We start from the raw sequence: 16,773 nt of genomic DNA, 5'->3' as shown, positions 1-16,773 counted from the left end.
CATCAGGCCGCCGGCGGAGGCAAGCGAGGGAGACGGCATGAGCGAGCTGAGCACGATGATCCTCGACAGGATCAGGGACGTCCCCGACTATCCCCAGCCGGGCGTCATGTTCAAGGACATCACCCCGCTCCTCGCCGACCCGGTGGCGATGGCGGCGGTCGTGGACGAGCTGGCCGGCCTGGACGAGGTCGACAAGATCGTCGGCATCGAGGCCCGCGGCTTCATCCTGGCCGCCCCGGTCGCCTACCGCGCGTCCGCCGGTTTCGTCCCCGTCCGCAAGAAGGGGAAACTGCCCGCCGCCACGCTGGAGGAGTCCTACGATCTGGAGTACGGCTCGGCGACGATCGAGGTGCACCGCGACGCGTTCACCCCGGGCGACCGGGTCCTGATCGTCGACGACGTGCTGGCCACCGGCGGCACCGCCGAGGCTGCCGTGGAGCTGGTGCGGCGGGCCGGCGGCCTGGTCGTCGGCATCGCGGTTCTCATGGAGCTGGCATTTCTGAAGGGCCGCGAGCGTTTGGACGGAATACCGGTCCACTCCCTGGTGATCGTCTGAGCCCGTCCGGCGACGGCTCGGGTTCGCCACCTGGATACACTGGGGGACCTGGACCCAGCGTGAGGAGCCATGTGCGTGAGGAGCCATTGCGGGAGGAGTCTGAGTGCCCCGTGATGCGGTCGTGCCCGACGTAACCGACTCGGGCGGCGCCGAGCCGTCCGGCGCCCCTGCGCGCCGGAGGCGCTTTGGGGGTGGGGCCATGAACCCGGTGCTGGAGCCGCTGTTCCGCACGGTCCGGGCCACCCATCCCAAGGCCGACCTGCGCGTCATCGAGCGGGCCTATGACGTGGCCGCCTATCACCACCGCGACCAGAAGCGGAAGTCGGGCGACCCCTACATCACGCACCCGCTGGCCGTGGCCACGATCCTGGCCGAGCTCGGCACCGACGACGAGACGCTGTGCGCCGCGCTGCTGCACGACACCGTCGAGGACACCGCCTACAGCCTCGACGAGCTGCGGGCCGACTTCGGCGACACCATCGGCTCGCTGGTCGACGGCGTGACCAAGCTCGACAAGGTCAAGTTCGGCGACGCGGCGCAGGCCGAGACCGTGCGCAAGATGGTCGTGGCGATGTCCCGCGACATCCGCGTGCTGATCATCAAGCTGGCCGACCGCCTGCACAACATGCGCACGATGCGCTACCTGCCCGAGCACAAGCGCCACCAGAAGTCCCGCGAGACCCTGGAGATCTTCGCCCCGCTGGCCCACCGCCTGGGCATGAACACCATCAAGTGGGAGCTCGAGGACCTCGCGTTCGCCATGCTCTACCCCAAGCGCTACGACGAGATCGCGCGCATGGTGTCGGAGCGGGCCCCGCGCCGTGACCTGTTCCTGCAGGAGGTCATCGAGAAGGTCTCCGGCGACCTGCGCGAGGCGAGGATCCGCGCGGTGGTCAAGGGCCGGCCCAAGCACTACTACTCCGTCTACCAGAAGATGATCGCCAGGGACGTCGCCTTCGACGACATCTACGACCTGGTGGGCATCCGCGTCCTCGTCGACACCGTCCGCGACTGCTACGCGGCGCTCGGCACCATCCACGCCCGGTGGAACCCGGTGCCGGGACGGTTCAAGGACTACATCGCGATGCCCAAGTTCAACATGTACCAGTCGCTGCACACGACGGTCATCGGCCCCGAGGGCAAGCCGGTGGAGCTGCAGATCCGCACCCACTCGATGCACCACAGGGCCGAGTACGGCGTCGCCGCGCACTGGAAGTACAAAGAGGAGGTCGGCGTCGCCGGCGCCGGCGGCAAGGTCAAGCCGGGCAACGACATGGCCTGGCTGCGCCAGCTCCTCGACTGGCAGAAGGAGACCGCCGACCCGGGCGAGTTCCTGGAGTCGCTGCGTTTCGACCTGTCGGTCTCCGAGGTCTACGTGTTCACCCCGAAGGGCCAGGTCATCGCCCTGCCCGAGGGGGCGACGCCGGTCGACTTCGCCTACGCGGTGCACACCGAGGTGGGCCACCGCTGTATCGGCGCCCGCGTCAACGGGCGGCTGGTGCCGCTGGAGTCGCGCCTCGGCAACGGCGACACGGTCGAGATCTTCACCTCCAAGTCGCCGGACGCGGGGCCGTCGCGCGACTGGCTGAAGTTCGTCAAGTCGGGCCGGGCCCGCAACAAGATCCGGCAGTGGTTCTCCAAGGAGCGCCGCGAGACCGCGATCGAGGCGGGCAAGGAGGCCATCGGCCGGGCCATGCGCAAGCAGGGCCTGCCGCTGCAGCGGCTGATGTCGGGGGAGGCGCTGCTGGCGCTCGCCCGCGACCTGCGCTACTCCGACGTCTCGGCCCTGTACGCGGCCGTCGGCGAGGGCCACATCGCGGCCCAGGCCGTGGTGCAGAAGCTGGTCGCCTCGATCGGCGGCGTCGACAGCGCCGAGGAGGACATCGCCGAGACCTCGCTGCCGACCCGGCTGCGCGGGCGTCCCCGTGGCGGGGGCGGCGCGGGCGTGGTCGTGGCGGGCGACGCCGACGTGTGGGTGCGCCTGTCGAAGTGCTGCACGCCGGTGCCCGGCGACGACATCGTCGGTTTCGTCACCCGTGGCCACGGCGTGTCCGTGCACCGCTCCGACTGCACCAACGTCCAGCAGCTCAAGTCGCAGCCCGACCGGCTGGTGGAGGTGAGCTGGTCGCCGAGCGACGACAGCGTCTTCCTGGTGGCCATCCAGGTCGAGGCGCTCGACCGGCCGCGGCTGCTGTCCGACGTCACGCGCACGCTGTCCGACCAGCACGTCAACATCCTGAGCGCCTCGGTCACGACGTCCCGCGACCGGGTGGCGATCAGCAAGTTCACCTTCGAGATGGGCGACCCCAAGCACCTGGGTCACGTGCTGAAGGCCGTGCGCAACATCCAGGGCGTCTTCGACGTCTACCGGGTGAGCGGCGCCGGCGGCTGAGCGCGCTCCTCAGCGGGGCCGCAGGTCGGGGAGGTTGACCACGACGGCCTCCTGGGTGCTGCGCGCGATGACGACCACGGCCTCCCGCTCGGGGTCGGGGTTCTCCTCGCGGTGCGGCACGTACGGCGGCACGAACACGTAGTCGCCGGGCCCGGTCTCCAGCCGCACCTCCTCGCCGTCGCGCAGGAACACGAAGGACGGCGTGCCGCTGACCACGTAGATCGCGGTCTCGGAGGCCCCGTGGTGGTGGTCGGCGGAGCGGGTGGCGGGCGCGACGTGCGTCTGGCCCATCCACAGCCGCTCGGAGCCGGCGCTCGCGCCGCTGACAGCGGCCAGCCTGCGCATGCCGGGGCTCTGCGCGGTCTCGTCCGAGAGCGTCCCTGAGGGCACGTGACGGAGGGGCCGGTGGAAGGGGTCGCCCTCGATCCGGTAACCCTCCCAGAGGCGCCCTCCCGCCCGTTCCAGGACGCCGGAGGCGACGGCGGTCAGGCGGGCGGGGTCGTCGCGGGCGTCCAGCAGGCGCTCGGCCAGTTCGGGGTCGTGCGCGCGCAGCTCCCGCAGCAGCCATTTGCCGCTGCCCTGCCAGCGCCGCCCGAACCCGAGCGCGAGGCGGGCGGTGTCCTGCACCACCTGCCAGGCGACGAACGCCCGCTCGCCGGGATCGCCCGCGCCCGCGAGGTCGTCCAGCAGGTCGGACAGCACGTAGCGGGCCCGCGCGGCCTCGCCGTCGCTCAGCCCGCCCGGCCCGGCCGCCAGGCGCTCGCCCAGCGCCGCCTGCAGGTCGCTGGCCCGGCCGCCGGTGCGGTCGGTCAGCACCGCGCCCTCGGCGCACATGCGCGCCAGGCTCGGCTGCCGCCGGTCGAAGTCGCGGTCGAGGTGGGCGCGCAGGCTCGTCTCGCTGTTGACGAACAGCTCCACCGGCCAGCCCCGCCAGCGCAGCGACTCGCGGTAGGGGGTGGGCAGGCCGTCGAGCACCACGACGACGTCGAGGTCGGAGGTGCTGGTGCGGCGCTCGGTGAGCACGCTGCCGCCGACGAAGGCGTACAGGGCGCCGGGGAACAGCTCCTCGACGAGCGCACGCGCGACACTGACCGGATCCATGCGGTCAGCCTAGATCGCGGGATGGGCCGCGTGCCGCCCGATTCCCCGTGATCGGGCGGAAAGCAGGGCCGTGATGCGGCGGTTCGGCCGGTTGGGGCCGGCACGCCTCACCCGCGGGTCAGCTGAACTCGGCCAGCGTGCGCTCGGCCTCCTCCAGCCAGGAGCGGCGGGCGATCAGGGCCTCCTCGGCCTCCTTGACGTCCTTGGCGCGGCCGGCCGCCTGCGCCTTCGACAGCCGCTTCTCCAGCTGCTCGATCGAGGTGCGCAGCTGGTCGACCGTGCTCTGCGCGCGGGCTCTCGCCTCGGGGTTGGAGCGCTTCCACTCGGCGTCCTCGGCCTTGCGCACGGCCTCGTCCACGCGGCGCAGACCGCCCTCCAGCCGGTCGCGCTGCTCGCGCGGCACCGGGCCCGCGGCCTCCCAGCGCTCCAGGAGGTGACGCAGCGCGGCGCGGGCCGCGCGGGCGTCCGTGACCGGCAGGATCTTCTCCGCCTCGGCCAGCAGTTCCTCCTTGACGTGCGCGTTGGCGGCCAGCGAGGCGTCGCGCTCGGCGAAGACCGCGGAACGGGCCTGGAAGAACTGGTCCTGGGCGGCCTTGAAGCGGCCCCACAGCTCGTCCTCCACCTCGCGGGAGGCCCGGCCTGCGCTCTTCCACTGCTGCATCAGCTCGCGGTAGACCGCCGCGGTGGGGCCCCAGTCGGTGGAGCCGGCCAGCATCTCGGCCTCGGCGACGATGCGCTCCTTGGCCGCGCGCACGCCCTCGCGCTGCTCGTCCAGGCCGGCGAAGTACTGCTTGCGCCGCTTGGCGAAGGCCGTGCGGGCGGCGGAGAGCCGCTTCCACAGCGCGGCCTCGGTGACCCGGTCGATGCGGTCGGCGGCCTTCCACTCCTCGACGAGCTGGCGCAGCCGCTCGCCGCCGGACTTCCAGTGGGTGGTCTCGTCCGCGATGCGCTCGGCCTCGGCGACGATGCGCTCCTTGACCGTCCTCGCCTCGGCGCGCGCCTGCTCGCGGGCCGCCTTGACCTCCTCACGGCGCTGGGCGACCAGCTCGGTCAGGCCGTCGAGGCGCGCCGTCAGCGCCTGCAGGTCGCCGATCGCGTGCGCGTCGGCGACCGCCTCGCGCAGCTTGGCGATGCCGGCCTCGGCCTGCGCCGGAGCCAGGTCGGTGCCCCGTACGCGCTGTTCGAGCAGCTGAACCTGGCCCGCCAGCTCGTCGTACTTGCGATGGAAGTAGGCCAGTGCCTCTTCGGGTTCACCGGCCTGCCAGGAGCCGACGGCCCGTTCTCCCTCAGCCGTACGCACGTAGACGGTGCCGTCGTCGTCTACCCGGCCCCACGGGTCGGTGCTCACCGTGTCCTCCCGCACTCTCCATCAGACCCTTCGGGACTACTTCGTCCCTAGTTTGTATTACGTCAGCTCTTGCTGGCGAATGTCACGTCTTTGATTTCCATGGTTTCCTTCGGTGCGCCGGTCCCGTCGCCCATGTCGGCAATGACGCCCGCTTTGTTCACCTTGTCCAGGATGTCGAGACCCTTCGTGATCGTACCCACAGGCGTGTAATCAGGGGTGAGCTGGATGTCACCGAACACCAGGAAGAACTGGCTTCCCGTGGTGCCGGGCGCGTTGGTCTTGGCCATCGCCATGACACCGCGCTTGTACTGGGCTCCGTCGAGATTCTCCTCGGCCATCACGTAGCCGGGGCCGCCCGCGCCGTCCTGGCTCTTGCCGTCGGCCTTGGCGGTCGGGTCGCCGCACTGCAGCATCGGGAACTTGTCGCTGCCCAGCCGGTGGCACTTGCTGCCGTCGTAGTACTTCTTCTTCGCCAGGAACTCCAGCGAGTTGGTCGTGCAGGGGGCCTTGGCGTTGTCGAGCTCGACCACGACGTCGCCCAGGTTGGTGCTGAGCGTCATCGTCTTCTTGGCGGGAGTGGTCTTGACCTTCGCCGGCGGCATGCCGACGTCCTTGACCGCGCCGCCGGTGGTGTCCTTGACGTAGTCGCAGGTGCCCGTGGCCGCGTCGTACGGCTTGGGCCCCGTGCTCGCCGAGGCCGAGGCGGTCTCGGCCGCCGAGGCGCTCGGCGATGAGGCCGCCTCCGTGCCCGTGTCGCCGCCGCCCAGGAGCGCGACCGCGGCCACGATTCCGCCGACCACGATCACCACGCCCACCGTCGAGCCGATGATCGCCGTGCGCTTGGCCTTCTGCTCGCGCTCGAGACGGCGCTGCATCTGCCGCTCGTAGTGCTCACGCGCCAGCTGCTTCTGCCGGTCCTTCCCCGTGGCCACCGCTTTGCCTCCCATAGTCAATCAACCAAGGTGGGCGAATCGTATCGGCCAACGGGTAATGATTCGCAGCCCGGCGACCCGCACCGGTACCCTTCGGTTACATTCCCATTGGCTTTTCGACGAGATCACCTGAGGCAGATGCTCATCGCCGGCTTCCCCGCAGGGGGCTTCCAGACCAACTGTTACGTCGTCGCGCCCGCGGCCGGCGAGGAGTGCGTGATCGTCGATCCGGGCCAGGACGCCGTCGAAGGCGTCGACGACCTGCTGCGCGAGCACCGGCTCAAGCCGGTCGCCGTGGTCCTCACCCACGGCCACCTCGACCACGTCTGGTCGGTGGCCCCCGTCTGCGGCGCCCGCGACGTGCCGGCCTGGATCCACCCGGACGACCGCCACCTGCTCAGTGACCCCGGCGCCGCCTTCTCCCGCGAGAGCGCCGCGCTGTTCGGCGGCATCACGCTGAGCGAGCCGGGCGACGTGCGCGAGCTGACCGACGGCGCCACGCTGGAGCTGGCCGGCCTGGAGCTGGTCGTGGACCACACCCCCGGCCATACCAGGGGGTCGGTGAGCTTCCGGCTGCCCTCGGACGACGTGATGTTCTCGGGCGACCTGCTGTTCGCCGGCTCCATCGGCCGCACCGATCTTCCCGGCGGCGACTACCCGACCATCCTGCGCAGCCTGGCTACCAAGTGTCTGCCGCTGCCGGACGATACGGTCGTGTTGCCGGGCCACGGACCACAGACCACGATCGGCCGCGAGCGCGCGACCAACCCCTACCTGAAGGAAGCAGCGCCGCACGCCGGTCCCACACGAGGGATCTAATGAGCTTCCAAGCACCAAAAGGCGTCAAGGAATACGTCCCGCCGCAGGCGTCGACGTTCTACGCGATCCGCGCCGCGTTCGCCGGGACGGCCAGGCGCGCGGGCTACTCCTACCTCGAGACCGCGGTCTTCGAGGACACCCAGCTCTTCGCCCGTGGCGTCGGCGAGTCCACCGACGTCGTGAGCAAGGAGATGTACACCTTCACCGACCGCGGCGGACGCTCGCTCACGCTGCGCCCGGAGTTCACCGCCGGCGTGCTGCGCGCGGTGCTGGAGCACGGCCTGCACCGCGGCCAGCTGCCGGTCAAGGTGTGGACCGACGGGCCGGTCTTCCGCGCCGAGGCGCCCCAGGAGGGCCGCTACCGCCAGTTCTACCAGCTCGACCTGGAGGCCATCGGCAGCGAGGACCCCGCCGTCGACGCCGAGACCATCGCGCTGGCCTGGCAGTGGTACACCACGCTCGGCCTCACCCGGGTCCGCCTGCTGCTCAACTCGCTGGGCTGCCGCGAGTGCCGCCCGATCTACCGGGCGCGGCTGCAGGAGTTCCTGCGCGCGCTCGACCTCGACGAGGCCACCCGCGCCCGCATCGAGATCAACCCGCTGCGCGTGCTCGACGACAAGCGGCCCGAGGTGCAGGAGCAGCTCACGGACGCGCCGCTCATCGGCGACCACCTGTGCGCCGGCTGCAAGTCCTACCACGACCGGGTCAAGCAGCTCCTGGCCGACCTCGGCATCCCGTGGGAGGACTCCCCGCGGCTGGTGCGCGGGCTCGACTACTACACGCGCACCACGTTCGAGTTCGACCACCCGCTGCTCGGCGCGCAGTCGGGCATCGGCGGCGGCGGCCGCTACGACGGCCTGTCCGAGGCCATCGGCGGGCCCGCGCTGCCCGGCATCGGCTTCGGGCTCGGCCTCGACCGCACCGTCATCGCCCTGGAGCGCGAGGGCGTCGAGCCCGACACCCCCGCCCGCTGCGAGGTGTACGGTGTGGCGCTGGGCGACGAAGCGGCCCGCGCCATGTTCACCCTCGTGAACGAGCTGCGCGCGGCCGGCGTCGCCGCCGACATGGCCTTCGGCGGCAAGGGGCTCAAGGGCGCGATGAAGGGAGCCGACCGTTCCGGCGCGCGCTTCGCGCTGATCCTGGGCGAGCGCGACCTCGCCGCCCGGGCCGTGCAGGTGAAGGACCTGACCACAGCAGACCAGACCGAGGTGCCGCTGGCCCAGGTCGTGGACGTCTTGAAGGGGAAAGTGCAGTGATCCGCACGCATACGGCCGGGTCGCTCCGCGAGGAGCACGCCGGGCAGAAGGTGACGCTCGCGGGCTGGGTGGCCCGCCGCCGCGACCATGGCGGCGTGGTCTTCATCGACCTGCGTGACGCCTCCGGCTCGGCGCAGGTGGTCTTCCGCGAGGAGGACCACGCCCACGACCTGCGCGCCGAATACTGCGTGAAGGTCGTCGGCGAGGTGCGCCTGCGCCCGGAGGGCAACGAGAACCCCGAGCTGCCCACCGGGAAGATCGAGGTCGTCGCCGACACCGTCGAGGTGCTGAGCGAGTCGGCGCCGCTGCCGTTCCCGATCGAGGGCAACGTGGGGGTGTCGGAGGAGGCGCGGCTGAAGTACCGCTACCTCGACGTGCGCCGCCAGCAGGTGGCGCACGCCATGCGGGTGCGCTCCAAGGCCACCTACCTCGCCAACGAGGTCATGAACGAGCTCGGCTTCGTCTACGTCGAGACCCCGACGCTGACCCGCTCCACGCCCGAGGGCGCCCGCGACTTCCTCGTCCCCGTGCGCCTGCAGCCCGGCAACTGGTACGCCCTCCCGCAGTCGCCGCAGCTGTTCAAGCAGCTCCTCCAGGTCGCCGGCCTGGAGCGCTACTACCAGCTCGCCAAGTGCTACCGCGACGAGGACCTGCGCGCCGACCGGCAGCCGGAGTTCACCCAGATCGACGTCGAGATGTCCTTCGTCGACCAGGAGGACGTCATCCAGGTCGGCGAGACGCTGATCGCCCGCCTGTGGCGGGAGCTCGCCGGCTACGAGCTGCCGACGCCGCTGCCGCGCATGACGTACGCCGAGGCCATGGCCCGCTACGGCTCCGACAAGCCCGACCTGCGCTTCGGCCAGGAGCTGGTAGAGATGACCGACTACTTCGCCGGCACCACCTTCCGCGTCTTCCAGGCCGACTACGTCGGCGCGGTCGTCATGCCGGGCGGCGCCTCGCAGACCCGCAAGGAGCTCGACGGCTGGCAGGAGTGGGCCCGCTCGCGCGGCGCCAAGGGCCTGGCCTACGTGCTGGTGCAGGAGGACGGCACGCTCGGCGGCCCGGTCGCCAAGAACCTCTCGGAGGAGGAGCTGTCCGGGCTGGCCGTCAAGGTCGGCGCCGCCCCCGGTGACGCGATCTTCTTCGCCGCGGGCGCCCGCACCGCCTCCCGCGACCTGCTCGGCGCGGCCCGGCTGGAGATCGGCCGCCGCTGCGGGCTCATCGACGAGTCGCAGTGGTCGTTCCTGTGGGTCGTGGACGCCCCCATGTTCGAGGAGGACGGCGAGGGCGGCTGGACGGCCGTGCACCACCCGTTCACCGGCCCCAAGCCCGAGTGGGCCGACAACTTCCAGGACCACCCGGGCGAGGCGCTGGCCTACGCCTACGACATGGTCTGCAACGGCATGGAGATCGGCGGCGGCTCGATCCGTATCCACCGGGCCGAGATGCAGCAGCGTGTCTTCGACGTGCTCGGCATCTCCAAGGAGGAGGCCGAGAGCAAGTTCGGCTTCCTGCTGGAGGCGTTCAAGTACGGCCCGCCGCCGCACGGCGGCATCGCCTACGGCTGGGACCGCATCTGCATGCTGCTGGCCGGCGGCGACTCGATCCGCGACGTCATCGCCTTCCCCAAGACGGCCTCCGGCTTCGACCCGCTGACCGGCGCGCCCACGCCCATCACGGCGGGGCAGCGCAAGGAGGCGGGCGTCGACGCCCAGCCGCGCCAGGACTGATCCGGGCCAGGCATGCGAGAAGCCGGCGGGGCGAGCGCCCCGCCGGCTTCTTCCGCGCGCCGGTCAGGAGAACGTGATGTTCTTGATGATGACCGGCTTCTTGGGCGCCGTGGTGCCGCCGTCGCCGGTGATGTCGGCCTCGTTCACGATGAGGTCCTGGCCGTCCTTGGCCAGGCCGACCAGCATGTCCAGGCCCTCGCTGACTACGCCGACGGTGGAGAAGCCCGCGCCGAGCTGCGTGTTCTCGTCCGACAGCGAGAAGACGAACTGGCTGTTGTTCTGGCCCATCGCGTCACCCGGCTGGGACATGAAGACCACGCCCTTGGCCGGCGGGATCTCGACGTTCTCGTCGGCGTACACGTAGCCCGAGGTGCCCTGGCCGTCGGTCGGGTTCTTGCCGTCGGCCTTGGCCTGCGGGTCGCCGCACTGCAGCAGGTGCACGCCGGCGACGTCCGGGGTGACCAGCCGGTGGCACTTCATGTTGTCGTAGAAGTGCTTCTTGCTGAGGAAGCTGAGCGAGTTGACGGTGCACGGGGCCGCGTCCGTCATCAGGTCGACGACGACCTTGCCGCGGTTGAAGTTGATCGTCATCTTCTTCAGCTTCATGTTGGGCTTCTTGCCCGGCAGGCCCACGAACTTGTTCGGGACGGAGTCGTCACGCTTGTACGTGCACGTCACCGGCCCCGCCGCCGCGGTCTTCGTCGGCGCGATCGGCAACGACGCCGAGGGCGAGGCCGAGGCCGAGGCCGACGCCGAGCTCTCCGCCGCGGCCGGATCAGTGCCGTCGCCGCCGCTCAGCGTGGTCGCGGCGAAGATGCCGCCGGCCACCACCACCACAGCCACGCCCGCGCCGATGAAGGCGTTCCGCTTCGCCTTGGAGGAGCCCTCGGCCGCCGCGCGCTTCTCCTGCCGCTCCTTGTGCTCCCGCGCGAGGTCGCTCTTGCGGTCTTCGCCGCTCACCGCATGTCTCCTTCATCTTTGCCGACACATGACCAAACAACTCCGCGCATGCTACCGGCCCTCGGTATGTGCCGGACGTAAGTGGCAAAAGCCGTGACATGCGACTGGTGGGGCCGCGAACCTTGTCGTGCTCCAGCCACGCCACGCCCCTGCTGCTGACGGCGCTCGGCCTGGCCGCCGTCACGCTGCTGCTGGTGTACGCCACCCGCCCGGCCCGCGACTCCGTCGGGCGTGACCGGTTCGGCCGCCCCGTCTCGGTGACCCTGTCCGGGCTCACGCTCGCGCTGGCAGCCGCGGCCGGCTACGCCTGCTTCCTGGCCGGGGACTCGGGCGCGAGGGCTGTTTGGGGCCTGTAATCTCGCGTTGTGGACAGCTTGTTCGACTCGGCGGCCGAGGACGCCACCCCGCAGCCCCTGGCGGTGCGCATGCGCCCGCGCACGCTCGACGAGGTGATCGGCCAGCGCCACCTGCTCGGCTCCGGCACCCCGCTGCGCCGCCTGGTCGAGAGCGAAGCCCCCATGTCGCTGTTCCTGTGGGGGCCGCCGGGCACCGGCAAGACCACGCTCGCCTACGTCGTCTCCAACGTCACCCAGCGCCGTTTCGTGGAGATCTCCGCCGTCTCCGCCGGGGTCAAGGACGTCCGCGCGGCCATCGACAACGCCCGCCGCGAGCTGGGCATGACCGGCCGCCAGACCGTGCTGTTCGTGGACGAGGTCCACCGCTTCAACAAGGCCCAGCAGGACGCCCTGCTGCCCGCCGTGGAGAACCGCTGGGTCACCTTCATCGGCGCCACCACCGAGAACCCGTTCTTCTCCGTCATCTCGCCGCTGCTGTCGCGCTCGCTCCTGCTCACCCTCGAATCGCTGTCCGACGACGACATCCGCGCCGTCCTGGAGCGGGCGGTGGCCGAGCCGCGCGGGCTCGGCGGGCGGCACCGGCTCGCTCCCGAGGCGCTGGAGCACCTCGTACGCCTCGCGGGCGGCGATGCCCGGCGGTCGCTGACCTACCTGGAGGCGGCGGCGCTGCTGGCCGAGGACATCACCGTCGAGGTCGTCGAGAAGGCCGTCGACAAGGCCGCGGTGCGCTACGACCGGCAGGGCGACCAGCACTACGACGTGATCAGCGCCTTCATCAAGTCGATGCGCGGCTCCGACGCCGACGCCGCGCTCCACTACCTCGCCCGGATGATCGAGGCCGGCGAGGACCCCCGCTTCATCGCCCGCCGCATCGTCATCTTCGCCAGCGAGGACGTCGGCATGGCCGACCCCACCTGCCTGCAGACCGCCGTCGCCGCCGCGCAGGCCGTCCAGCTCATCGGCCTGCCCGAGGGGCAGATCAACCTGGCGCACGCGGTCATCCACTGCGCGCTGGCCCCCAAGTCCAACGCGGTCGTCAAGGCCATCGGCGCGGCGATCGGCGACGTCCGCAAGGGTCTGATCGGCCAGGTGCCCGGCCATCTGCGCGACGCCCACTACGGCGGAGCCGCCAAGCTCGGCCACGGCGAGGGCTACAAATACCCGCACGACTTCGAGCACGGGCTCGTCCGCCAGGACTACGCGCCCGAGCAGGTGCGCGAGCGGCGCTACTACGAGCCCACCCGGCACGGAGCCGAGGCTCCGGTCGCCGAGCGCTGGGCCAAGATCCGCGACTTCCTGCGCGGTGGACCCCTGACGCCTCGCGGTCCTCAGTAACGTTGTCGGCGGGACGCGATAGGGTCGTGCCGTTCCGGCCCAGCGCACAAGGGAGATGAGCGGATGCTAACCGCCGGAGAGGTCGCCGGTCTGATCGCCGCCACCGGCTGGGTGGTCCTGGTCTGCGTGCTGGCCATGGTCCTCGTCAAGCTCGCCCGGCTGCTCAAGGCGACCACCAAGGCGGTCACCGAGCTCAACCACCGCCTCACGCCGCTGCTCGACGACGTCAGCCTGACCGTCAACGAGACCAACAGGCAGCTCATGGCCGTCGAGGCCATCGCCAAGGACGTCAAGCAGGTCAGCGGCCACGCCGCACGGCTGAGCGCGGTCACCGACACCATGTTCACCGGCCCGCTGATCAAGGTGTCCTCGCTGGGCTACGGCGTGCGCCGGGCCATCGAGGCCCGCAGGCCGGCCCGGCGCGGCGGCGGGCGGACGAGGCGGGTCAGATGATCCGCCGGCTGTTCTACCTGTCGCTCGGCGCGTTCCTCGCCTTCTGGGTGATGCGCCGCCTGCAGGCGCTGCACCCCGACCACGTCGCCCGCCGCACGGCGGCCGGGGCGGCGGGCATGCTCCAGCAGGTGAGAGACTTTACCTCGGACGCGCTCGGCGAGGCCGCGGCGCGCGAAACCGAGTTGCGGGCACGCCTCGGGCTCGACCAGGCTGAAGACACCGCCCGCTAGACACAGCCGCTGACAGACCGTTCGACCCAACACGACGACTACGCAAAGGATGGCCACCATGGAGTCGGCAGAGATCGCGCGCCGCTTCCTGCGCTTCTTCGAGGAGCGTGGGCACAAGATAGTGCCCTCGGCCAGCCTGATCGCAGAGGACCCCACGCTTCTCCTGGTTCCGGCCGGTATGGCGCCGTTCAAGCCGTACTTCCTGGGGCAGCGCAAGCCTCCGGCGTCCCGGCTGGCCACCGCCCAGAAGTGCGTCCGCACGCCCGACATCGAAGAGGTCGGCAAGACCACCAGGCACGCGACGTTCTTCCAGATGCTCGGCAACTTCTCCTTCGGCGACTACTTCAAGGCCGAGGTGATCCCGTTCGCCTGGGAGCTGCTGACCCGCTCCGAGTCCGACGGCGGCTTCGGCTTCCCCGAGGACAAGCTGTGGGCGACGGTCTACCTCGAGGACGACGAGGCGTACGACATCTGGCGCAACAAGGTCGGCCTGCCCGAGCACCGCATCCAGCGCCGCGGCCTGGAGGACAACTACTGGCACATGGGCGTGCCCGGCCCCGGCGGCCCCTGCTCGGAGATCTACTACGACCGCGGCCCCGAATACGGCAAGGAGGGCGGCCCCGTCGCCGACGAGGACCGCTACCTCGAGGTCTGGAACCTCGTCTTCATGCAGTACCAGCTCAGCGCGGTCCGCAGCAAGGTCGACTTCGACATAGCGGGCGAGCTGCCGACCAAGAACATCGACACCGGCATGGGCCTGGAGCGCATGGCGGCGATCCTGCAGGGCGTCGACAACATCTACGAGATCGACACCACCTACAAGATCCTCGACAAGGCGGCCGAGCTCACCAAGACCCGTTACGGCCGCGACCGCCGCTCCGACGTGAGCCTGCGGGTGGTCGCCGACCACGTGCGCACCGGCACCATGCTGGTCGCCGACGGCGTCCTGCCCGGCAACGAGGGCCGCGGCTACGTCCTGCGCCGCATCCTGCGCCGCTCCGTGCGCAACCTGCGCCTGCTCGGCTCCGGCGACGAGCGCTACATGCACGAGCTCACCGACGTCGCGATCAACGTCATGGGCGAGCAGTACCCCGAGCTCAAGGTCGACGCGCCGCAGATCCACGCGGTCATCGACGCCGAGGAGGCGAGCTTCCTCGGCACGCTGCGCACCGGCACCGCGATCTTCGACGTGGCCGTCGAGGAGACCAAGCGCAAGTCCGGCAGCACGCTGTCCGGCCAGCAGGCGTTCCAGCTCCACGACACCTACGGCTTCCCGATCGACCTCACCCTGGAGATGGCGGCCGAGCAGGGGCTCAAGGTCGACGAGGAGGGTTTCCGCCGGCTCATGAAGGAGCAGCGGCAGCGGGCCAAGGCCGACGCCGCGGCGAAGAAGACCGGCAACGCCGACATCTCGGTGTTCGGCCACATGCTGGAGGCGGCGGGCAAGGTCGAGTTCCTCGGCTACGACCACACCGAGGCCGACACGAGCGTCGTCGGCATCCTGGTCGACGGGGCGTCCGTCCCGTCGGCGGGCGCGGGCACCACGATCGAGGTCGTGCTCGCGCGCACCCCGTTCTACGCCGAGGGCGGCGGCCAGCTCGCCGACCAGGGCGTCATCCGCACCGGCGGTGCCGAGGTGGAGATCACCGACGTGCAGCAGCCGCTCTCCGGGCTCATCGTCCACCGCGGCAAGGTCCGCAGCGGCGAGCTCAAGGTCGGCGACGAGGCGCAGGCGGAGATCGACCTCGAACGCCGCCGCGCGATCTCGCGCAGCCACAGCGCCACCCACCTCGTCCACCGCGGCTTCAAGAACGCGCTCGGCGAGACGGCGGCGCAGGCCGGCTCCGAGAACTCACCCGGCCGCTTCCGCTTCGACTTCACCGCGGCCGGCGCGGTGCCGCCGAGCGTGCTGCGCGACGTCGAGGACGAGGTCAACGCGGTGCTCATCAACGACCTCAAGGTCAACGCCTTCTACACCTCCCAGGCGGAGGCGCGGGCGATGGGCGCGCTCGCCATGTTCGGCGAGAAGTACGGCGACGAGGTCCGCGTGGTCGAGATCGGCGACTACTCGCGCGAGCTGTGCGGCGGCACCCACGTCCACAGCTCCGGCCAGCTCGGCCTGGTCAAGGTGCTCGGCGAGCAGTCGGTCGGCGCGGGCGTGCGCCGCGTCGAGGCGCTGGTCGGCATCGACGCCTTCCGCTTCCTGGCGCGCGAGAGCGTGCTGGTCCACCAGCTCAGCGAGCAGCTCAAGGCCCGCCGCGAGGAGCTGCCCGAGCGCATCGACGGCATCGTCACCCGGCTGCGCACGGCCGAGAAGGAGCTGGAGAGGCTGCGCTCGGCGCAGGTGCTCGCGGTGGCGGGCGAGCTGGTGGCGCGGGCCCGTGACCAGCGCGGCGCCTCCGTCGTGACACACCGCGCGCCTGATGGCACCGGCGCCGATGATCTGCGTAAGCTCGCGCTTGATGTGCGTGGCAGGTTCCCGTCCGACAGCCCGGCGGTCGTCGTGATCGCCGGTGTCCCCTCCGACCGGCCTGTGGTGGTTGCCGCGGTCAACGAGGCGGGGCGCGAGCGCGGGCTCAAGGCCGGGCAGCTGGTCGGCGTCGCCGCCAAGGCTCTTGGGGGTGGCGGTGGCGGCAAGGACGATGTCGCGCAGGGCGGTGGCACGCGACCGGAGGCGATCGGCGAGGCGTTGCGCCTGGTCGATGAGGCCATCGCGGGTCAGCTCGGCTGACGCTGACATGAGGTTCGGTTCACGGATCGGCGTGGACGTCGGCTCCGTGCGCGTCGGCGTGGCCCGCAGCGACCCCTCGGGGATGCTGGCCACGCCGGTCGAGACCGTCCGGCGTGGCAAGGGCGACCTCGACCGCATCGCGGCGATCGTCGCCGAGCACGAGGCGATCGAGGTCGTCGTCGGGCTGCCCCGGTCGCTGTCCGGGCGCGAAGGGCAGGCGGCGGAGCTGGCCCGCGCCTACGCGGAGCGGCTCGCCGCCCGGCTCGCGCCGACGCCCGTCCGGCTGTTCGACGAGCGGCTGACCACGGTCGCCGCCCAGCACAGCCTCCGGGCCAGCGGCGTCAAGGCCAAGAAGCAGCGGGGCGTCGTCGACCAGGCGGCGGCCGTCGTGCTGCTGCAGGACGCGCTCGACTCCGAACGCGCCACCGACAGACCACCAGGCAGGCCCGTCGAACCGCCCCAGGCGGCCGACGGACCTGCCCAATGAGCCGGCGGCGCACGGGGCGGGGAAGCGCGGCGGGCGCCGGGGTGGTGGCGCCGTGAACGGGACGCCGGACGGCCGCCTGCCCGAGGA

The 16,773-nt window shown here is 71.2% G+C and carries 15 protein-coding genes; 11 read left to right on the top strand and 4 right to left on the bottom strand.

The annotated features are described in order from the left end of the window. Positions 1-37 precede the first annotated feature (37 nt). Positions 38-556 (top strand): adenine phosphoribosyltransferase, encoded by a 519-nt coding sequence (locus Nocox_RS27555; protein WP_026215154.1) that lies wholly within the window; start codon positions 38-40, stop codon positions 554-556. 199 nt (positions 557-755) lie between these two features. Next, a complete protein-coding gene (locus Nocox_RS27550; protein ID WP_020547135.1) occupies positions 756-2,948 on the top strand; it encodes a RelA/SpoT family protein in 2,193 nt (730 codons plus the stop codon). Positions 2,949-2,957: 9 nt separating this feature from the next. On the opposite strand, the gene Nocox_RS43300 is transcribed toward Nocox_RS27550, so the two are convergent. From Nocox_RS43300 to Nocox_RS27535, 3 genes are all read right to left on the bottom strand, one after another. Further along, positions 2,958-4,049 (bottom strand): cupin domain-containing protein, encoded by a 1,092-nt coding sequence (locus Nocox_RS43300; protein ID WP_020547134.1) that lies wholly within the window; start codon positions 4,047-4,049, stop codon positions 2,958-2,960. A gap of 118 nt (positions 4,050-4,167) precedes the next feature. Next, entirely contained in the window at positions 4,168-5,397 is a 1,230-nt protein-coding gene (locus tag Nocox_RS27540) for a DUF349 domain-containing protein (RefSeq protein WP_026215153.1), read from the bottom strand. A 62-nt stretch (positions 5,398-5,459) separates the two neighbouring features. Next, positions 5,460-6,329, bottom strand: a complete 870-nt coding sequence (locus tag Nocox_RS27535) for a peptidylprolyl isomerase (protein ID WP_246649560.1) — start codon at positions 6,327-6,329, stop codon at positions 5,460-5,462. A 138-nt stretch (positions 6,330-6,467) separates the two neighbouring features. On the opposite strand from Nocox_RS27535, the gene Nocox_RS27530 reads away from it, so the two are divergent. From Nocox_RS27530 to aspS, 3 genes are read left to right on the top strand one after another with little or no spacing between them, the layout of a single operon-like run. Continuing rightward, entirely contained in the window at positions 6,468-7,148 is a 681-nt protein-coding gene (locus tag Nocox_RS27530; protein ID WP_020547131.1) for an MBL fold metallo-hydrolase, read from the top strand. Beyond that, positions 7,148-8,404, top strand: coding sequence for a histidine--tRNA ligase (gene hisS, locus Nocox_RS27525; RefSeq protein WP_020547130.1), 1,257 nt, complete (start codon positions 7,148-7,150; stop codon positions 8,402-8,404). The genes Nocox_RS27530 and hisS overlap by 1 nt, the downstream gene beginning before the upstream one ends. Continuing rightward, a complete protein-coding gene (aspS, locus tag Nocox_RS27520) occupies positions 8,401-10,134 on the top strand; it encodes an aspartate--tRNA ligase (RefSeq protein ID WP_020547129.1) in 1,734 nt (577 codons plus the stop codon). Before hisS ends, aspS begins: the two co-directional genes overlap by 4 nt. Before the next feature lie 63 nt (positions 10,135-10,197). Here aspS and Nocox_RS27515 read toward each other — a convergent pair whose 3' ends face one another. Beyond that, on the bottom strand, positions 10,198-11,094 hold the full coding sequence (locus Nocox_RS27515; RefSeq protein WP_020547128.1) for a peptidylprolyl isomerase: 897 nt from the start codon (positions 11,092-11,094) through the stop codon (positions 10,198-10,200). Between the two features lie 107 nt (positions 11,095-11,201). On the opposite strand from Nocox_RS27515, the gene Nocox_RS27510 reads away from it, so the two are divergent. From Nocox_RS27510 to ruvX, 6 genes are all read left to right on the top strand, one after another. Continuing rightward, entirely contained in the window at positions 11,202-11,450 is a 249-nt protein-coding gene (locus Nocox_RS27510) for a hypothetical protein (RefSeq protein WP_219495509.1), read from the top strand. A gap of 9 nt (positions 11,451-11,459) precedes the next feature. After that, on the top strand, positions 11,460-12,785 hold the full coding sequence (locus tag Nocox_RS27505) for a replication-associated recombination protein A (RefSeq protein ID WP_033411220.1): 1,326 nt from the start codon (positions 11,460-11,462) through the stop codon (positions 12,783-12,785). A 63-nt stretch (positions 12,786-12,848) separates the two neighbouring features. Next, the gene (locus tag Nocox_RS27500; protein ID WP_020547125.1) at positions 12,849-13,238 is read left to right on the top strand and encodes a DUF948 domain-containing protein; all 390 of its coding nucleotides are present in this window, start codon (positions 12,849-12,851) and stop codon (positions 13,236-13,238) included. Continuing rightward, complete coding sequence (locus tag Nocox_RS27495) at positions 13,235-13,468, top strand: hypothetical protein (protein WP_020547124.1); 234 nt, start codon at positions 13,235-13,237, stop codon at positions 13,466-13,468. The genes Nocox_RS27500 and Nocox_RS27495 overlap by 4 nt, the downstream gene beginning before the upstream one ends. A gap of 58 nt (positions 13,469-13,526) precedes the next feature. Continuing rightward, the gene (alaS, locus tag Nocox_RS27490; protein ID WP_020547123.1) at positions 13,527-16,199 is read left to right on the top strand and encodes an alanine--tRNA ligase; all 2,673 of its coding nucleotides are present in this window, start codon (positions 13,527-13,529) and stop codon (positions 16,197-16,199) included. 7 nt (positions 16,200-16,206) lie between these two features. Next, a complete protein-coding gene (ruvX, locus tag Nocox_RS27485) occupies positions 16,207-16,686 on the top strand; it encodes a Holliday junction resolvase RuvX (RefSeq protein WP_020547122.1) in 480 nt (159 codons plus the stop codon). The last annotated feature ends 87 nt before the right edge of the window (positions 16,687-16,773 follow it).

It is taken from the genome of Nonomuraea coxensis DSM 45129 (genome assembly GCF_019397265.1).
In the GTDB taxonomy this organism is placed as follows: domain Bacteria; phylum Actinomycetota; class Actinomycetes; order Streptosporangiales; family Streptosporangiaceae; genus Nonomuraea; species Nonomuraea coxensis.
The sequence above is the reverse complement of the archived record's forward strand: the minus strand, read 5'-3'. Positions and strand labels throughout refer to the sequence as shown.

Coding starts and splice junctions, on each gene's coding strand:
- Nocox_RS27555 (WP_026215154.1), top strand. CDS start 38: ATGAGCGAGCTGAGCACGATGATCCTCGACAGGATCAGGGACGTCCCC.
- Nocox_RS27550 (WP_020547135.1), top strand. CDS start 756: ATGAACCCGGTGCTGGAGCCGCTGTTCCGCACGGTCCGGGCCACCCAT.
- Nocox_RS43300 (WP_020547134.1), bottom strand. CDS start 4,049: ATGGATCCGGTCAGTGTCGCGCGTGCGCTCGTCGAGGAGCTGTTCCCC.
- Nocox_RS27530 (WP_020547131.1), top strand. CDS start 6,468: ATGCTCATCGCCGGCTTCCCCGCAGGGGGCTTCCAGACCAACTGTTAC.
- hisS (WP_020547130.1), top strand. CDS start 7,148: ATGAGCTTCCAAGCACCAAAAGGCGTCAAGGAATACGTCCCGCCGCAG.
- Nocox_RS27500 (WP_020547125.1), top strand. CDS start 12,849: ATGCTAACCGCCGGAGAGGTCGCCGGTCTGATCGCCGCCACCGGCTGG.
- Nocox_RS27495 (WP_020547124.1), top strand. CDS start 13,235: ATGATCCGCCGGCTGTTCTACCTGTCGCTCGGCGCGTTCCTCGCCTTC.
- alaS (WP_020547123.1), top strand. CDS start 13,527: ATGGAGTCGGCAGAGATCGCGCGCCGCTTCCTGCGCTTCTTCGAGGAG.
- ruvX (WP_020547122.1), top strand. CDS start 16,207: ATGAGGTTCGGTTCACGGATCGGCGTGGACGTCGGCTCCGTGCGCGTC.